This window comes from Actinopolymorpha sp. NPDC004070, from assembly GCF_040610475.1.
Lineage (GTDB): Bacteria > Actinomycetota > Actinomycetes > Propionibacteriales > Actinopolymorphaceae > Actinopolymorpha.
The window spans coordinates 150,123-165,359 of the sequence record NZ_JBEXMJ010000003.1 but is presented as its reverse complement, the minus strand read 5'-3'; the positions used below and the strand labels follow the sequence as shown (position 1 = coordinate 165,359).

At 72.2% G+C, this 15,237-nt stretch carries 14 protein-coding genes; 5 read left to right on the top strand and 9 right to left on the bottom strand.

Annotation, left to right across the window (positions count from 1 at the left end):
- Positions 1-308 precede the first annotated feature (308 nt).
- Positions 309-647 (bottom strand): Lsr2 family protein, encoded by a 339-nt coding sequence (locus ABZV93_RS07330; protein ID WP_092652698.1) that lies wholly within the window; start codon positions 645-647, stop codon positions 309-311.
- Between the two features lie 255 nt (positions 648-902).
- The gene (gene lysS / locus ABZV93_RS07325; RefSeq protein WP_354931884.1) at positions 903-2,417 is read right to left on the bottom strand and encodes a lysine--tRNA ligase; all 1,515 of its coding nucleotides are present in this window, start codon (positions 2,415-2,417) and stop codon (positions 903-905) included.
- A 231-nt stretch (positions 2,418-2,648) separates the two neighbouring features.
- Here lysS and ABZV93_RS07320 point away from each other — a divergent pair, with 231 nt between their 5' ends.
- Positions 2,649-3,419, top strand: a complete 771-nt coding sequence (locus tag ABZV93_RS07320) for a glycerophosphodiester phosphodiesterase family protein (RefSeq protein ID WP_354931881.1) — start codon at positions 2,649-2,651, stop codon at positions 3,417-3,419.
- A gap of 44 nt (positions 3,420-3,463) precedes the next feature.
- The gene (locus ABZV93_RS07315) at positions 3,464-3,871 is read left to right on the top strand and encodes an STAS domain-containing protein (protein WP_354931878.1); all 408 of its coding nucleotides are present in this window, start codon (positions 3,464-3,466) and stop codon (positions 3,869-3,871) included.
- Positions 3,872-3,915: 44 nt separating this feature from the next.
- On the opposite strand, the gene ABZV93_RS07310 is transcribed toward ABZV93_RS07315, so the two are convergent.
- The gene (locus ABZV93_RS07310; protein ID WP_354931875.1) at positions 3,916-4,698 is read right to left on the bottom strand and encodes a type III pantothenate kinase; all 783 of its coding nucleotides are present in this window, start codon (positions 4,696-4,698) and stop codon (positions 3,916-3,918) included.
- A 280-nt stretch (positions 4,699-4,978) separates the two neighbouring features.
- On the opposite strand from ABZV93_RS07310, the gene ABZV93_RS07305 reads away from it, so the two are divergent.
- Together ABZV93_RS07305 and ABZV93_RS07300 are read left to right on the top strand one after the other, a co-directional pair.
- Entirely contained in the window at positions 4,979-5,482 is a 504-nt protein-coding gene (locus ABZV93_RS07305; RefSeq protein WP_354931872.1) for a DUF1707 and DUF4190 domain-containing protein, read from the top strand.
- A gap of 248 nt (positions 5,483-5,730) precedes the next feature.
- Positions 5,731-6,441, top strand: a complete 711-nt coding sequence (locus tag ABZV93_RS07300; RefSeq protein WP_354931869.1) for a DUF1707 and DUF4190 domain-containing protein — start codon at positions 5,731-5,733, stop codon at positions 6,439-6,441.
- A 40-nt stretch (positions 6,442-6,481) separates the two neighbouring features.
- Here the strand turns inward: ABZV93_RS07300 and ABZV93_RS07295 are convergent, their stop codons facing one another.
- The 4 genes from ABZV93_RS07295 to ABZV93_RS07280 all read right to left on the bottom strand — a co-directional run bounded on the left by ABZV93_RS07295 (position 6,482) and on the right by ABZV93_RS07280 (position 12,029).
- On the bottom strand, positions 6,482-8,998 hold the full coding sequence (locus tag ABZV93_RS07295) for an ABC transporter permease (protein WP_354931866.1): 2,517 nt from the start codon (positions 8,996-8,998) through the stop codon (positions 6,482-6,484).
- Positions 8,999-9,001: 3 nt separating this feature from the next.
- Positions 9,002-9,754 carry an ABC transporter ATP-binding protein gene (locus ABZV93_RS07290; RefSeq protein WP_354931863.1) on the bottom strand — a complete coding sequence of 251 codons (753 nt, stop codon included), beginning with the start codon at positions 9,752-9,754 and terminating at the stop codon, positions 9,002-9,004.
- Between the two features lie 242 nt (positions 9,755-9,996).
- Positions 9,997-10,662 carry a response regulator transcription factor gene (locus ABZV93_RS07285; RefSeq protein ID WP_354931860.1) on the bottom strand — a complete coding sequence of 222 codons (666 nt, stop codon included), beginning with the start codon at positions 10,660-10,662 and terminating at the stop codon, positions 9,997-9,999.
- Positions 10,659-12,029 (bottom strand): sensor histidine kinase, encoded by a 1,371-nt coding sequence (locus ABZV93_RS07280; RefSeq protein WP_354931857.1) that lies wholly within the window; start codon positions 12,027-12,029, stop codon positions 10,659-10,661. The genes ABZV93_RS07285 and ABZV93_RS07280 overlap by 4 nt, the downstream gene beginning before the upstream one ends.
- A gap of 112 nt (positions 12,030-12,141) precedes the next feature.
- Here ABZV93_RS07280 and ABZV93_RS07275 point away from each other — a divergent pair, with 112 nt between their 5' ends.
- Entirely contained in the window at positions 12,142-13,245 is a 1,104-nt protein-coding gene (locus ABZV93_RS07275) for an SAM-dependent methyltransferase (RefSeq protein WP_354931854.1), read from the top strand.
- On the opposite strand, the gene ABZV93_RS07270 is transcribed toward ABZV93_RS07275, so the two are convergent.
- Both ABZV93_RS07270 and ABZV93_RS07265 read right to left on the bottom strand, forming a co-directional pair.
- Positions 13,143-14,645, bottom strand: coding sequence for a PH domain-containing protein (locus ABZV93_RS07270; RefSeq protein WP_354931851.1), 1,503 nt, complete (start codon positions 14,643-14,645; stop codon positions 13,143-13,145). The two genes, ABZV93_RS07275 and ABZV93_RS07270, sit on opposite strands and share 103 nt — an antisense overlap.
- Positions 14,642-15,136 carry a PH domain-containing protein gene (locus ABZV93_RS07265; RefSeq protein ID WP_354931848.1) on the bottom strand — a complete coding sequence of 165 codons (495 nt, stop codon included), beginning with the start codon at positions 15,134-15,136 and terminating at the stop codon, positions 14,642-14,644. The genes ABZV93_RS07270 and ABZV93_RS07265 overlap by 4 nt, the downstream gene beginning before the upstream one ends.
- Positions 15,137-15,237: the final 101 nt, after the last annotated feature.

Below are 15,237 nucleotides of genomic sequence, written 5' to 3'. Positions count from 1 at the left end.
GGTCACTCTTCGAATCGGTCGCGACGCGGCCACCATCGCGTCGGTCGCGACCAGGCCCGCCGCCCTGGCTTGGGCTTGTCGGCGTCACTGTCGGTGCCGGCTCCGCAGACACGACGAGACCCCCGGGGACGAATCCCCGGGGGTCCGCGCCGAGAGCCGTTCGAGAAGGCTGTGCGGCACACCTACACCGACGGCGTACCCGACCGTGGCGACATGGTCATCGACAGTGTGGTGCGGTCGGCCGGTGGCGGGTCGTGCCGGCTCGTCGGACCGAACGGCCCGCGCCGGCGGCAACCGCCGAGGCCGGACTAGCGCCGGCCCTTCTGGTAGGCCTCGATGATCTCGGCCGGGATGCGGCCCCGGTCGCTGACGTCGTATCCCTGGTCACGCGCCCAGGCCCGGATCTCGGCGGTCTCGGGCTTGCGGGCCGATCCTCCGGCCGGTCTTCCGGCCCGGCCGCGGGCGGCGCGGCCACCGACCCGGCGAGCCGAACCCACGTAGGTGGCGAAGGCGTTACGCAGCTTGGTCGCATTCTTGGCGGACAGGTCAATTTCGTAGGACACACCGTCCAAGCCGAACTTCACGCTCTCCTCGGCCTCGGAACCGTCGAGGTCGTCGATGAGAACGACGTTGGTCTTCGTCGCCACTGATGTTCCCTTCTCGGAATTTAGGGGGCTGGCGACAACAATAGGGCCATCGGACCTGCCCGGGCAAACATGTAATAAGGCAGTTGTGCAAAAGTCCGATGCTCACACCGTGCCACATCGCAATCGCAGCGGGCACCGCCAATGAGGCCGAGTACGAGGAGAGTGCCGAACCGAACTCCGACCGGGCCTCGAGGGGCCTCGACCGAACTGCCAACCGCGCCTTGACCTATTGCCCTGCACGGTCGGCGCGGCAACTCACACGTCGGGCTTCACCAGAGGGAAGAGGATGGTGTCGCGAATGGAGCGGACACCGGTGAGCAGCATGACCAGCCGGTCGATTCCCATCCCCATCCCGCCGGTCGGCGGCATGCCGTATTCGAGGGCACGAAGGAAATCCTCATCGAGTTGCATCGCGTCGACGTCCCCGCCCGCCGCGCGTACGGACTGCTCGACCAGGCGCTCACGTTGTTCGACCGGATCGACCAACTCCGAATAGGCCGGCGACAACTCCACCCCGGCGGCGATGAGGTCGAACGCCTCCGCCAATCGGGGATCCTTGCGGTGCGGCCGGGCAAGGGGCCGGACCTCGGCGGGATAGTCGCAGACAAATGTGGGCTCGATCAACGTGTGCTCGACCAACTTCTCGAAGAGTTCGAGCACGATCTCACCGGCGCCCCACCCGGGCTGCAACTCGACCTCGAAACGAGTGGCGAGTTCGCGGAGTTCCTTTTCGGTGGTGTCGGGCGTCACTTCCGCGCCGACCGCCGAGGAGACCGCCTCGTGAATGGGCAGCCAGCGCCACTGGGCTTCCAGGTCGATCTCACCGCCACGTCCGTCCGGCACGACGGTCGAACCCAGCGCCCTGGCAGCGTCGACGACGAGAGTACGAACCAACTCGGCCATCGTGTGGTAATCGCCGTAGGCCTCGTAGGCCTCCAGCATGGTGAACTCGGGAGAGTGGGTGGAGTCGATACCTTCGTTCCGGAAATTGCGGCCGATCTCGAAGACCTTGTGGGCACCGCCGACCACCAGACGCTTGAGGTAGAGCTCGATGGCGATGCGGAGGTAGTACTCCCGGTCGAAGGCGTTGAAGTGGGTGGCGAACGGCCGCGCAGCCGCACCGCCGTGGATCGCCTGCAGGATCGGGGTTTCGACCTCGAGATAACCGCGGTTGAGCAGGGTGCGCCGGATCGAGCCCACCACGGTGGAGCGGGCCAGCATCAGCTCGCGCGCACGTGGGCGCTGAATGAGGTCGAGATAACGCTGGCGAACCCTGGACTCGTCGGAGAGTTCCTTGTGCTCGACCGGAAGCGGGCGCAGTGCCTTGGAAACCACGAACCACCGGGTGGCCGCGACCGAAAGCTCACCACGGCGACTGGTGACGACCTCGCCCTCGACGCCCACGTGGTCGCCGATGTCGACGGTGGACTTCCAGTCGGCGAGGGAATCCTCGCCCACCCGGTCCAAGGAGATCATCGCCTGGACCTCGGTGCCGTCACCGTCACGCAGTCTGGCGAAACACAACTTGCCGGCGATTCGCGAGAAAATGACCCGGCCCACGATCGTCACCGTGTCACCGGTGGCGTGGTCGACCGGAAGGTCGGGGTAGGCCGAACGCAGCTCTGCCAGGGTGTGGCTTCGAGTTACCGAGACCGGATATGGGTCGACCCCACGACCGATCAGGCGCTCCCGCTTCTCCCGCCTGATCCGCATCTGCTCGGGAAGATCGTCTTCCTCCGGGGCGGGATTTGTCGCCGGTGTCTCGGTCATGGCTCACAAGATTATGGGGTGCGGGGGTTCTCCCCTTTGCTGGGGTGCCGGCGAAAACCGCGCCTCCGACGACGGTCGCCCGCGGGCCGTCCGACCCCGATGTGACGTTCTGTGAGAGGCTCCGGTACACGCAGGTACACCGCTCGTACGACCTCGCCGGCCGCCGAACGCACGTTGAACGAACACCTCACGTCGAACGCCGAACGAATCCGAACGGACAGGACGGACGCAGTGACCTTCACGCTCATCGGACACCGGGGGGCCATGGGCCTCGAACCCGAGAACACCCTGCGATCATTTCGCCGCGCGGTCGCCGAAGGTGCCGACGCCGTCGAACTCGACCTGTGGGTCAGCCGCGACGGCCACCTGGTGATCCTGCACGACGGCGACGTGAGCCGGACCACCGACGGAAAGGGCAACGTCGCCGACCTGACATTGTCCGAACTCAAGACGCTCGACGCCGGCCGGGGAGAAACCATCCCCACCTTCGACGAGGTCCTCGATGTGGTGGACATACCGATTCAGGCCGAGATCAAGGCGTTCGCTGCGGGCCGTGCCGCCGTCGACACAATTCGCGACCGGAAACTGCTGGACCGGGTGACCGTCACCTCATTCTCCGCCGACATCATCGCCGACACCCGGGACTACTTTTCCGGCGTACGCACCGGACTCATCTCCTCCCGCGCACCACAGGATTTCCTCGACAAGGCGCGCGAACTCGGTGTCGAGGTGCTCTGTCTCGGCCTGGGCCACCTGGACGCGGAATTCGTCGACGAGTGCGACCGGCGGGGACTCGAGGTGATCGGCTGGCCGGCCAACGACGCCGATCGCCTGCTGCACGCGCTGCGCATCGGGGTCGCGGGCGTCACCTCCGACTTTCCCGACCTGCTCCGTACCTCCCGCACCCAAGATCCGGAGGTGGGCGAACTCCTGGCCGCGCGGGACCGGCCGGTCGCCGAATCCGGTCCGGCGCCGGCCACCTCGGGGCCCCCGTCGCCGTAGCGTGGTGGGCAGGGTGCCTGCCGATGCAGGGAGGTAGGAGCCTCATGGGCGACGTCGACGACAGCCGAGACACCGGCGGCACCGGCGAGGGCCGCGGCACGGGCGAGATCCGCGAGGCCGAGGACATCCGCGAGGTCGAGGTGGCCGACCACGGAGACGAGGAGATCCTGGTCCACCTGCGTGGCCGGATCGACGAGGGGTTGCGCCCGCGGCTGGACGCGGCGGTGGAGAGAGTCGCGCTGCTGGCCGACATCGACGGCCACGACCGGGTGGTGGTGGACGTACGGGACGTGACCGCGCTGGAGCATGCCGGTCTGTGCTTCCTGTCCGCCCTGGCCCGCCAGGGTGAGCGGCGCGACCAGGACGTTGCGCTGGCCATGGTCAACGAGCAGACCAGGCGGGCGCTGGAGGCCGCGCACTGGCCGCACCGCCCGGTCATGTCCGGCTCGTAGTGGCAGCCGCCCCTGCCGGGACCCGCGCGGCGGCGCGGGAAGGATCAGCTGGCGGGCTGGTTGCGGGCGAAGACCAGACGCAGGCCGTGCAGGGTGAGCCACGGCTCGTGCGCGTTCACCTTGCGGCACTCCTCGACGACGACCGGGGCGAGCCCACCGGTGGCCACCACCGTGACGGCGGCCGGGTCCAGACCGAGCTCGTCGATCATCCGAGTAACGAGCCCGTCGACCTGGCCGGCGAAACCGTAGACGGCGCCGGACTGCAACGCCTCGACGGTGTTCTTGGCGATGACCGTACGCGGGCGGAGAAGCTCCACCCGGCGCAGCTGCGCGCCCCGGCGGCCCAGCGCCTCCAGTGAGATCTCGATACCGGGTGAGATCGCCCCGCCGATGTACTCCCCGCGTTCGCTCACCACGTCGAACGTCGTGGCCGTGCCGAAGTCGACCACGATGGCAGCGGTGCCGTACTGCTCGTACACCGCGAGCGCGTTCACGATCCGGTCCGCGCCCACCTCGCGGGGGTTGTCCATCAACACGGGTACGCCGGTGCGTACGCCCGGCTCCACGATCACGCTCGGCACCTCGCCGTAGTAGCGGGCGACCATCTCCCGGAGTTCGTGCAGGACCGTCGGCACCGTCGAACAGATCGCCACCCCTGTCACGCCCTCCGCGCCGGTGTGCCCGGCGAGCAGCCCGGCGACCAGCACCGCGAGCTCGTCCGCGGTCCGCCGGTCCTCGGTGGACACCCGCCAGTGCTCGACCAGCCGGGTTCGGTCGAACAGGCCGAGCACGGTGTGGGTGTTGCCCACGTCGACAGCGAGCAGCATGGGCCGGGGCCTTTCCGTTCTCGATGATTCCGCGGCTCGGGATGAGTTCTTACGGGACCGGTTTCGCGGCGTGGCCAGCGTACTGGTGACGTACCGGCGTACCTCGGCGAAGGACGGGCATCCCGAGCGTCAGCGGTCCGGGCACTCGTCGCCGCCCTTGTCCGTTCCATCTGCGTTCGTATCCGTCGTGGTCGTGACGGACCTGTCCTTCGGACGCGAGCGACGTAACCTGACCCAAGATCACCCCGCGCGGGCGGGGCACTGCCGCCGAGGGGGGCGCATGAACAACTGGCACACGATGCGCGCGTCCGACGCCGACCGGGAGCGCGCGGCCGACATCCTCAAGGCGGCGTTCGCCGAGGGACGGCTCAACCCCACCGAGCACCGCACCCGCCTGGACGCGGTCCTGCGGTCCCAGACCTACGGCGAGATCCAGCGCCAGGTGGCCGACCTGCCCGCCGGGCCGGCGCCGTTCGTGCCGCCTTCCTTCGATGCCGCCAACCGGGCGCTGCAGGCGAACCCGTGGGGCCCGAACGCGATCGCCCCGGTGCGGCGGACCGAGCCGCTGGCCAAGGCATCCCTGATCATGGGGGCGGTCGCGCCGCTGACCTGCGGCATGTCCGCCATACCCGCCATCATCACCGGCCACCTCGCGCTGGGCCGCGTCGCCAACTCCGGGGACGACGGCCGCGGGATGGCCATCGGCGGCCTGGTCCTCGGCTACCTCCACGTCGTCGGCGGCGCGGTGTTCATGCTGGCGGCGATGCTCTTCGGCCTGCGCTGACCGCCGCCACCCACCGGATCGATCCCACCTCGACCTCGACTCTCGCGCGAGCGTGCCCGGCTTCTCCACGAACCTCCCGGGAGAGACCGCGCGTCCGGGGCAATCGGGAACTTACGGGGAAGCACCGACCTCACGGGCGGGCTGGATGAGAGAGCGGCCATTCTCCGGATCCGGCGGCACAATGGCGAGAGGGGAAGGTACGCCGGGCCGCCTCCAGCGTGGGTCGGCTCCCAGCGGCTGGGGGTGACATGGGCACCGACTGGCACTCGATGCGGGCGTCCGACGCCGACCGGGAACGCGCGGCAGACGTGCTCAAGGCCGCCCTCGCGGAGGGCCGGCTGGACTGGGGCGAACACCACGACCGCGTCGACGCGGTGATGGAAGCCCGTACCTACGGCGAACTCGCCGAGCTCATCGCCGACCTCCCCGTCGGTCCCACTCCGTTCCCCATCCCCCAGCAGCAGTCGCCCGAACAACTGCCGGCCGGCCAGCCGGGCCAGGCGATCCCGCCGACGGTGCCGTTCGGCGGGATCGGCCAGCACGCCGGACTGCATCCCGGCCAGCCCAGGCTGCCGGGCGTACGCGGCATGTACCCCGGTGAGCTACCGGGTGCGCTTCCCGGTACCCACCCGGCCAACCCGGGCTATCCCTCCAACCGGCTGCCGCCCGCGCCACCCGCGCCCCTGGCGAACCCCTGGGCCAACTACGTGCCCGCGCCGGTACGCGCGACCGAACCGCTGGCCAAGGTGTCCGTCGCCTGTGCGGTCCTCGGCCTGTGCACCACCGGAATGAGCGCCGTGCCCGCCATCGTCACCGGGCACCTCGCCCTGGCCCGCATCCGCCGGACCAACGGCGACGGCATCGGGCTCGCGGTCACCGGCCTGGTGCTCGGCTACCTCGAACTCGCCGTCGTGGCGGCGGTGTTCGTGCTGTCGGTGGTGCTCGGCCTGGGCCGCTGAGCAGCCGAACCGCCGGCTCCCGGCGTCAGGTGCCCTCCGCTCACTCGGTGCCGATCGCCGCGGCCGGAGGCACCCGCACCGCGCGCCGCGCCGGCAGCACCGACGCGGCCAGCCCGGCCGCCAGCGCGACCGCCGCCACCAGCGCCAGCCGGGCGACCGGAACGCCGAGCTCGATGTGCGAGGTCACCTCGCCCAGCAGGATCCGCGTACCGGCGAAGCCGTACGCCGTGCCGAGCACCAGCCCGGCGACCACCGCGGCCGCCGCGATCAGCAACGCCTCGCCGGCGAGCATCGCCCGCAGCTGGCCGCGGGTGAGCCCGAGAGCACGTAGCATCGCCTGTTCGCGGGTGCGTTCGAGCACCGACAGGCTGAGCGTGTTGCCCACGCCGACCAGGGCGATCACCACGGCCACGGCGAGCAGGCCGGTGGCCACCAGCAGCAGGACGTTCAGCACCTTGTCGTAGACCGCGCGTTCGGCCGCAGCGCCGCCGAGGTGGATGGTGTCGTCGTTCCCGACGACCTCCTGGGCCCGGCTGACCACCTGGGTGCCGTCGGCGGTGTCGGCGACCCGCGCCCAGACCGAGGTGACCGGTGCCTTCGGCGCCACCCGGGCCAGGTCGGCCGAGCTCACCAGCACCTGGGGGAGGGCCTCGCTTCTCACCACCCGGGCGCGCAGCTCGACCCTGGGCTTCCCCGTGCCGAGGACGAGCCGGCCGCCGTCGTCGACGCCGATCGAGTTCGCCGTCGACGGCCCGATGATCGCCGTACCGTCGCCGAGGCCGCGAAGCAGGGCGGGGTCGCGTACGACGGCGTTCGCCGCCGAGGGTTCCACCGCGGAGACGGTCGTCTCGATCGCCTGCCCCGGCGCCGCACCGCCGGACGCCGCGCGCCCGGCCGAGGCGACACGGACCTGCGCGCCGGTGAGACGCGCCGTACGCGAGACCCCCTCGACCTTCGGCATCCCCTTCACCACCGCGTCCGGCAGAGCACCGGTCGCGACGTCCACGCTCAGGTCGAGCGGGTACCTGCTGTCCAGCGAGGCGTGGAACGAGCTCTGCACCGACGCCGCGCCCACGCTCATCATCGCGATCAGGGTCACTCCGACCAGGAGGGCAGCCGCGGTGGCCGCGGTGCGGCGCGGGTTGCGGACCGCGTTGCCGACGGCCAGCCGGGCCGGCGGGCCGCCGAACCGTCCGGTCAGCGCGCCCAGCAGGCGTACCAGCGCGGGTACGAGCAGAGGCGCGCCGAGCAGGATGCCGACGAACGACAACAGCCCGCCACCGATCCCGACCGCGAGCGCGGTCAGGAATCCGGTCAGCGTCATCGCGCCGAACAACGCGGCCGCGCCGGCCAGCACGCACAGCACCGCGAGCGTCGTCCGGACGATTCCGGCCCGGGACCGGGCGCCGACCGCGAGCTCCGGCCGCAGCGCCGCCAGCGGCGACACCCGGGTCGCCCTGCGGGCAGGGGCGAGCGCGGCGAGCACGGTGGTGACCAGGCCGACCACGAGCGGTACGACGATCCCTACCGGGGTCACCACCAGCCCGCCGGTCGGGATGCCGAGCGGCGACCGGCCCAGGAGGACCACCGCGAGCCCGGCGAGGCCGGTACCCACGGCGATCCCGGCGATCGACGCGACCAGCCCGAGCAGCAGCGACTCGATCACCACCGACCCGAAGATCTGCCGGCGAAGGGCGCCGACGCAGCGCAGCAGGGCGAGTTCGCGGGTGCGCTGGGCGAGCAGGATGGTGAACGTGTTGGCCACCACGAGCGTGGCCACGAAGACCGCGATGCCCGCGAACCCGAGCAGGAAGCCGCCGAGCACGTCGACGCCGTTGGTGAACGACCTGACCTGGTCGTCGGTGCGCTGGGCGGCGGTCTGCACGGTCGCGCCGCCCTTGAGGGCCTTGTGCAGCCGGTCCGTGACGGCGGCCCCGTCGGCACCGGTGCTGGTGCGCACCAGCACCTCGCCGTAGGTCACCTGACCGGACCAGGCCGCGATCGCCCGGTCGTTGGCGACCAGCGCGGAGCTGTCCAGCAGCGAGCCGCCGCTGACCACGCCGACCACCCGGACCGGACGGGCGGGCCCCTTGACCGGATGGACCCGCAGCACCGAGCCGACCTTCAGGCCCCGGTCGCGGGCGAGGTCACGGGGGACGGCCACCTCGGCGGGCCCGGACGGCAACCGGCCGCTGTCGACCCGGTGCCAGCGGAAGGACGGGTCGGCGGGTAGCCCGGACAGGCCCGCGAAGGTCGGCCGGGACGCGTCGGGGAACGTCACCCGGACACCGCCGCCGGCCAGCCCGGCGGCGCCGGCCACACCCTCGAGCCGGCCGAGCCGGTGGACCACCGCGGGGGTGATCGGCTCTCCGGAGTTGGTGACCACGAGGTCGGCACGGGCGTACTGCGCGCCTGCGGCCTGCGCCATCGCGGCCTGGGCCGAGCTCAGCACCATCAGCGCGGTGGCGACGAACGCGACGCCGAGCATGATGGCCAGGCCGCCGGCGACGTACCGGCCGGCGTGGCCGCGAAGGGCGGCGAGGATCATCCGGCGCATCGGTCAGGCCCCCAGCTCACGCATCGCGTCCAGCACCGCGTCCGCGGACGGCCGGTCGATCTCGCCGACCACCCGGCCGTCGGCGACCAGGACCACCCGGTCGGCGTAGGACGCGGCCACCGGGTCGTGGGTGACCATGACGATCGTCTGCCCGAACTCGCGTACCGACTGGCGCAGGAACGACAACACCTCCGCGCCGGTACGGGAGTCGAGGTTTCCGGTGGGCTCGTCGGCGAAGACCACGTCCGGGCGCGACGCCAGCGCGCGGGCGATCGCCACCCGCTGCTGCTGGCCGCCGGAGAGTTCGGACGGACGGTGCTTCAGCCGGTCGGCGAGACCGAGCACGTCGACCAGCGTGGCCAGCCACTTCCCGTCCGGACGGCGACCTGCCAGCTCCAGGGGAAGGGTGATGTTCTGCTCGGCGGTCAAGGTGGGCATCAGGTTGAACGCCTGGAAGACGAACCCGACCCGCTCCCGGCGCAACACCGTGAGCTGGCGGTCCGACAGCGTGGTCAGGTCGGTGCCGCCGAGCACGACCGAACCCGACGTCGCCGCGTCCAGCCCGGCCAGGCAGTGCATCAGCGTCGACTTGCCCGACCCGGACGGGCCCATGATCGCGGTGAACTGCCCCGCGCCGAACTCCAACGAAACCTCGTCCAGTGCGCGGACCGCGGTGGGCCCGGAGCCGTAGGTCTTGACCAGGTTGACGGCGCTGGCGGCCGGTTGGACGCCGACCGTCGATGGCGCGGTTGTCATGCGGGAACTCCTTCGTGGGCAGGGGATCCGCCCTCGGCAGGCGAACCATCCCGAGCCTAGGATCCGGCGCCTGGTGCGGGCGTCCGCCGCGATGATGGCCTTCACGGGTTCGTACGTACGGCCTGGGGTGTGGCGGGTGCGACCTGCGGCGTACGGCACACCCCTTACGGACCACCCGGTGAGGCTGTTTGTTTCCGGCAGGCAGGGCACTCCCGGTCGAGGTTCTCCGGAGGCGCGTGGCGCTAGCGGCCGGCGCGGACCAGGCCGTTCTCGTACGCGAAGACCACCAGCTGCACCCGGTCGCGCAACCCGAGCTTGGCGAGGATCCGGCCGACGTGGGTCTTCACGGTCGCCTCGGCGAGGTGCAGCCGGGCACCGATCTCGGCGTTGGACAGGCCGCGGGCCACCTCCAGCAACACCTCGCGCTCGCGTTCGGTGAGGCCGGTGACCCGCTCGTCGGGGCGTTCCTCCCGGTCGGGCAGGTGCGGGGCGAAGTGTTCCAGCAGCCGGCGGGTCGTGCTCGGTGCGACCACCGAGTCACCGGAGTGGACCGTCCGGACCGCCGACAGCAGGTCGTCCGGCGGCGCGTCCTTGAGCAGGAACCCCGCGGCACCGGCCTTGAGCGCGGTGAAGGCGTACTCGTCCAGGTCGAAGGTGGTGAGGACGATCACCCGGGGTGCCGTCTCGCCGCGCGCCCGCAGCCGGCGGGTCGCCTCCACGCCGTCCATCCGGGGCATGCGTACGTCCATCAGGACGACGTCGGCGCCGACCACGCTGAGGCGTTCGAGGGCCTCGGCGCCGTTGCCCGCCTGGCCGACGACCTCCATGTCGGGCTGGGAGTCGACCACCATCGTGAAGCCGGTGCGGACGAGCACCTGGTCGTCGACCAGGAAGACCCGGATCTTCACGTACCCACCCTCGTCTCATCTGCGCTGAGCGGGATCTCCGCCAGCACCTCGAAACCCCCGCCGATCCGCGGACCGGCCCGCAGGAGACCGCCGTAGACCGCGACGCGTTCGCGCATCCCAAGGATGCCGTGCCCGTTGCCGTCGCCGTGCGCCGCACCGCCGCGACCGTCGTCGAGGACGTGGATCCGAAGCCGGTCCTGGTCGTAGCGCAGCCGGACCGTGGCGCTGGTGCGCGGCCCGCCGTGCTTGAGGGTGTTCGTCAGCGCCTCCTGCACGACGCGGTACGCCGCGAGTTCGGTGCCGCCGGTGAGCGGGCGCTCGTGGCCGTCGACCTGCACCTCGATCGGCAGGCCGCTGGCACGCACCTGCTCGATCAGGTCGGGCAACTGGGCCAGGCTCGGCTGGGGGGAAAGGTCCGGGCCTGCGGGTTCGGCAGCGATCGGTCGCACGGTGCCGCGGCCCGGCCCGGCGTCGCCGTCCGGACCCGGATCGAAGCGGTGGCCGGAGCGGGCGTACGACCAGCCGTCCGGCCGGGTGTCCGAGCGGGCGTACGGCAGCCCTTCGGGCCAGGCACCGGCCGGCTCGCCGGACACGATCGAGGGTGCGGAGTCGGTGCGGAGTACGCCCAGGAGCCGGCGCATCTCCGCCAGCGCCTGCCTGCCGGTCTTCCCGATGGTGGCCAGGGCGGTCCGGGCCGCCTCGGCGTCCTTGGCGCCGGCGTACAGCCCGCCGTCGGCCTGAGCGACCACCACCGACAACGAGTGCGCGATCACGTCGTGCAGCTCCCGGGCGATCCGGGCCCGCTCGGCCGACCGGGCCAGCCGGGCCTGCTGGTCGCGTTCGAACTCCAGCCGCCGGGCGCGTTCCTCCAGCTCGCCGACGTACGCCCGGCGGGTGCGCATGAGGTCGCCGAACGTCCACACCAACGCCACCATCGCCAGCAGGACCAAGCCGGGCAGCAGCACGTCGAGCGCGCCGCGGGAGGAGTAGGTGAACAGTCCCCAGTCGACCGGACCCAGGAACGACCCGACCGCACCGACCAGGAGCGCGCCGACCCGGGCCGCCGTCTGCCGGGAGTAGGCGCTGGCGGAGTAGAGCGCGAAGAGGAACGCGACGTCGGCACCGATCGGCGACCTCATGAACAGCACCTGGGCCAGGCAGGCCAGGGTGACCACGAGGAACACCCGCATCGGGTAGCGGCGCCGCCACACCAGCGGCACGATCAGTGCCGTACTGACGAGGAGGCCGAGCACCTGGTCCACGGCGTACCCGACCGGCAGCCCGAACGTCGCGATCGAGGCGGCCAGCGCGCCGTCCACGAGGTAGGGCCGGCGGCGCGGCCAGTCGTAGAGCTGGTGGAGGCGCACGAGCCTGAGCGTACGTCGCGGCCCGGCGGCCAGCGTCCACCCTGGGTAGGACCCGTGCTACTCGGACCGGATGAGAGGGCGAGCGGGGGCGGGACCGCATAGGGTCGCCGCCATGGGGGACGCGAGCAGGCGCGACTGGCGGACGTGGCGGGCCGCGACCGAGGAGGCGCTGTACGGCGCGGGGGGCTTCTTCCGTACGCAGGCGCCGTCCGAACACTTCCGTACGTCCGTGCACGTCTCCCCTGCCTTCGCGGCCGCGCTGCTGCGGCTGGCCCGGGCCGTCGGCGCACGGACAGTGGTCGACGTCGGCGCCGGGAGAGGCGAGCTCCTGCGTGCCCTGCACGCTCTCGACGCGGACCTCGGACTGGTCGGGGTCGAGGTGGCCGAGCGACCGGCCGGCCTGCCGGCGCCCGTGCTCTGGTCGGCCACCCTCCCGGACGAGGTCGACGGGCTGCTGGTCGCGAACGAGTGGCTGGACAACATCCCCGTCGACGTGGCCGAACTCGACGACGCCCGGGTACCACGGCTGGTGGAGGTCGACGCCGCCACCGGGGACGAACGCCTGGGCGCACCCGCGGGCGAGGAGGACCTCGCCTGGCTGGCCGAGTGGTGGCCACTGGCCGACGGGCCGCCCGGCGCCCGGGCTGAGATCGGCCTGCCGCGCGACCTCGCCTGGGCCGATGTCGTACGCCGGCTGCGGTCCGGGCTGGCCTTGGCCGTGGACTACGGCCACGTGCGGTGGCGGCGCCCACCGACGGGCACCCTGCGCGGCTACCGCTCCGGCCGGACGGTCGCGCCGGTGCCCGACCGTTCCTGCGACATCACCGCCCACGTGGCCGTGGACGCGGTGGCCCGGGCAGGCGAACGCGCCGGCGCAGAGGAGACGCTGCTCACCTCCCAGCGCGCGGCGCTGACCGCGCTGGGCGTGGACGCCACCCGGCCGCCGCTGGCACTGGCCGGATCGGACCCGGCGGGCTATCTGGGTGCGCTGACCCGGGCCGGCGAGGCGGCCGAACTCGTCGCTGCCGGCGGGCTCGGCGACTTCTGGTGGCTGGCCCAGGCGGCGACACCGGGCCAGGGCACCCATGGAGGCGTTCGGGCGGGCGGCCTGCGTCAGGTGCTGGGCGAGCCGGATCCGCCGACGGCGCTGTCGCCACCACCGTCACCGTCCGGTCGTACGGAACCCTCCGGTCGTACGCCGGGGTCGGTGGGCTGAGGCTCAGGCGGCTGCGCCGGGACCGCGGCGACCGCCACCCGGTGCTGCATCCAGCGCTCGGGACCGGCGGTGCGCCTGGCCAGCCGGGAGCGTTCGGCCTGGTCGCGCACCAGGTCCCGGGCCACGTCGGGCGACCGGTGCAGGGCGACCGCGTTCACCGGGCCGACCGGGGTGTCGACGTGCACGCTGGCCAGGCCGAGCAGCCGTTGGTACGGCCCCTGGGTGGCCCGCACGCTCTGCATCTTGACGTGCGGCACGACCGCGGTCCGCCGGGTCAGCCAGCCGGCGTCGCTGACGAACACCCGGGCGTCCACGCCGTGCCGGAGGTAGCGCCAGCCGATCGGGCGCAGCCAGCGGGCCCGCCGCGGCGCGGCCACCCGGGCGACGCCGTCCACGTCGACGCCGGGCAGGACGCGTTCCAGCAGCGCCTTCGCCACCGGCCAGGGCGCGACCGGCAGCAGGGTGGACGAGGTCTGCCCTTCCGAGCCCTTACCGCCGTAACCCGCCACGTCGACCGACAGCTTCACCCAGCCCTTCGGCCGCCACAGGAACTGCTGCTCGATCTCCACCCCCTGCACCCGGCCCGGCGGGACCGTCTGCGCCCAGGTGTCCAGCAGGCCCTTGCGGATCCGCAGCCCGTCCGGCGACTCGCTCACGGTGAAGCCGAACTCGCCGACGAACTGCCGCCACACCACGCCGAGCCCGCCGAGTGCCCACGGCAGCAGGAACGCCAGGCCGACGATCTCGCCCACGACCACCGACGCGATCGCGACCACCACGAACCCCAGCACGGCGGTGAGGAACGGCGCGCTGACCACGGTGGACGCCAGCAGGACCCCCGGTGGTACGGCGACCAGTCGGTGCTCGGGCGCCTCCGGGGTGTCCGCGTCCAGCCCGGCCGCCCGGGCCAGCAGCTCCGCCCGCAGTTGCTGGGCTCCGGGTTCGTTCAGGTACGCCAGCGGGGCCTCGGTCTTGCCGCCGCCGGCGACCTCCAGCCGGAGTTCGGCCACCCCGAGGAACCGCGCCAGCACCGGCCGGACGATGTCCACCGCCTGCAGCCGGTCGATCCGGATCCGGCGCGAACGCCGGAACAGGAAGCCGCTCTCGATCCGCAGCTCCTCGCCCTCGATGCGGTACTTCGTGAACCACCACGAGAACGTCCCCAGCACCACGCCGAGGACCAGCGCGGCCACCACCTGCAGGCCGAACAGCTTGTAGTTCAGGTCGCGGACGGCGTTCTGGCCGATCGCCGCGATCGCGAGCGCGAACCACTTCCAGCCGTTCAGTACCGGAGTCGCGGGGTGCAGCCGGCGCAGCGCGGTGACCGCGGCCGGGTCACCACCGTCCGGCAGCGGGGTCCCCGCGGCGAGGGGTTCGCGGTGCGCGTCGTGCTCGCTCACAGGCCCGCTGCCCGCGCCTCGCCCAGCGCGGCCAGCCGGTCACGCAGGCGTTCGGCCTCCTCCGGCGGCAGCCCGGGGATCTCGGCGTCGGTGGCCGGGGTCGCGGTGTGCAACTGAACCTTCGCGATTCCGAACTTCCGCTCCGCCGGGCCGGCCGTGACGTCGACGAACTGCATCCGGCCGTACGGCACCACCACCAGGGTGCGGAACAGCACACCGTGGGTGACCAGCAGGTCGTCGCCCCGCTCGGCGTACCCCCACGAACGCCAGTTGCGCCCGACCAGCCACCAGCCCCAGCCGAAGACGAGGGCGGCCACCGCCACCACGGCCGCGGCGTAGCCCCAGCCCAGCAGCAGCCCCGCGGCCACCGCGGCGGCCAGGCCCAGGAGTCCGGTCCAGAACGCCAGGATCACCCGCCGCAGCTGACAAAGCCGAGGGGACACCGGTTGCCACCGCTCCCCCGGGGGCGCGAACAACGTGTCCATAGCCATGGAGATTAGCCGAGCGAGGGAGCCCGGCCGACCCGTGTGACCAGGCACCCGATCAGGACGGGCGGCGCGGGCCTGCGGATCAACGGGGCGTCCGCGTGCGA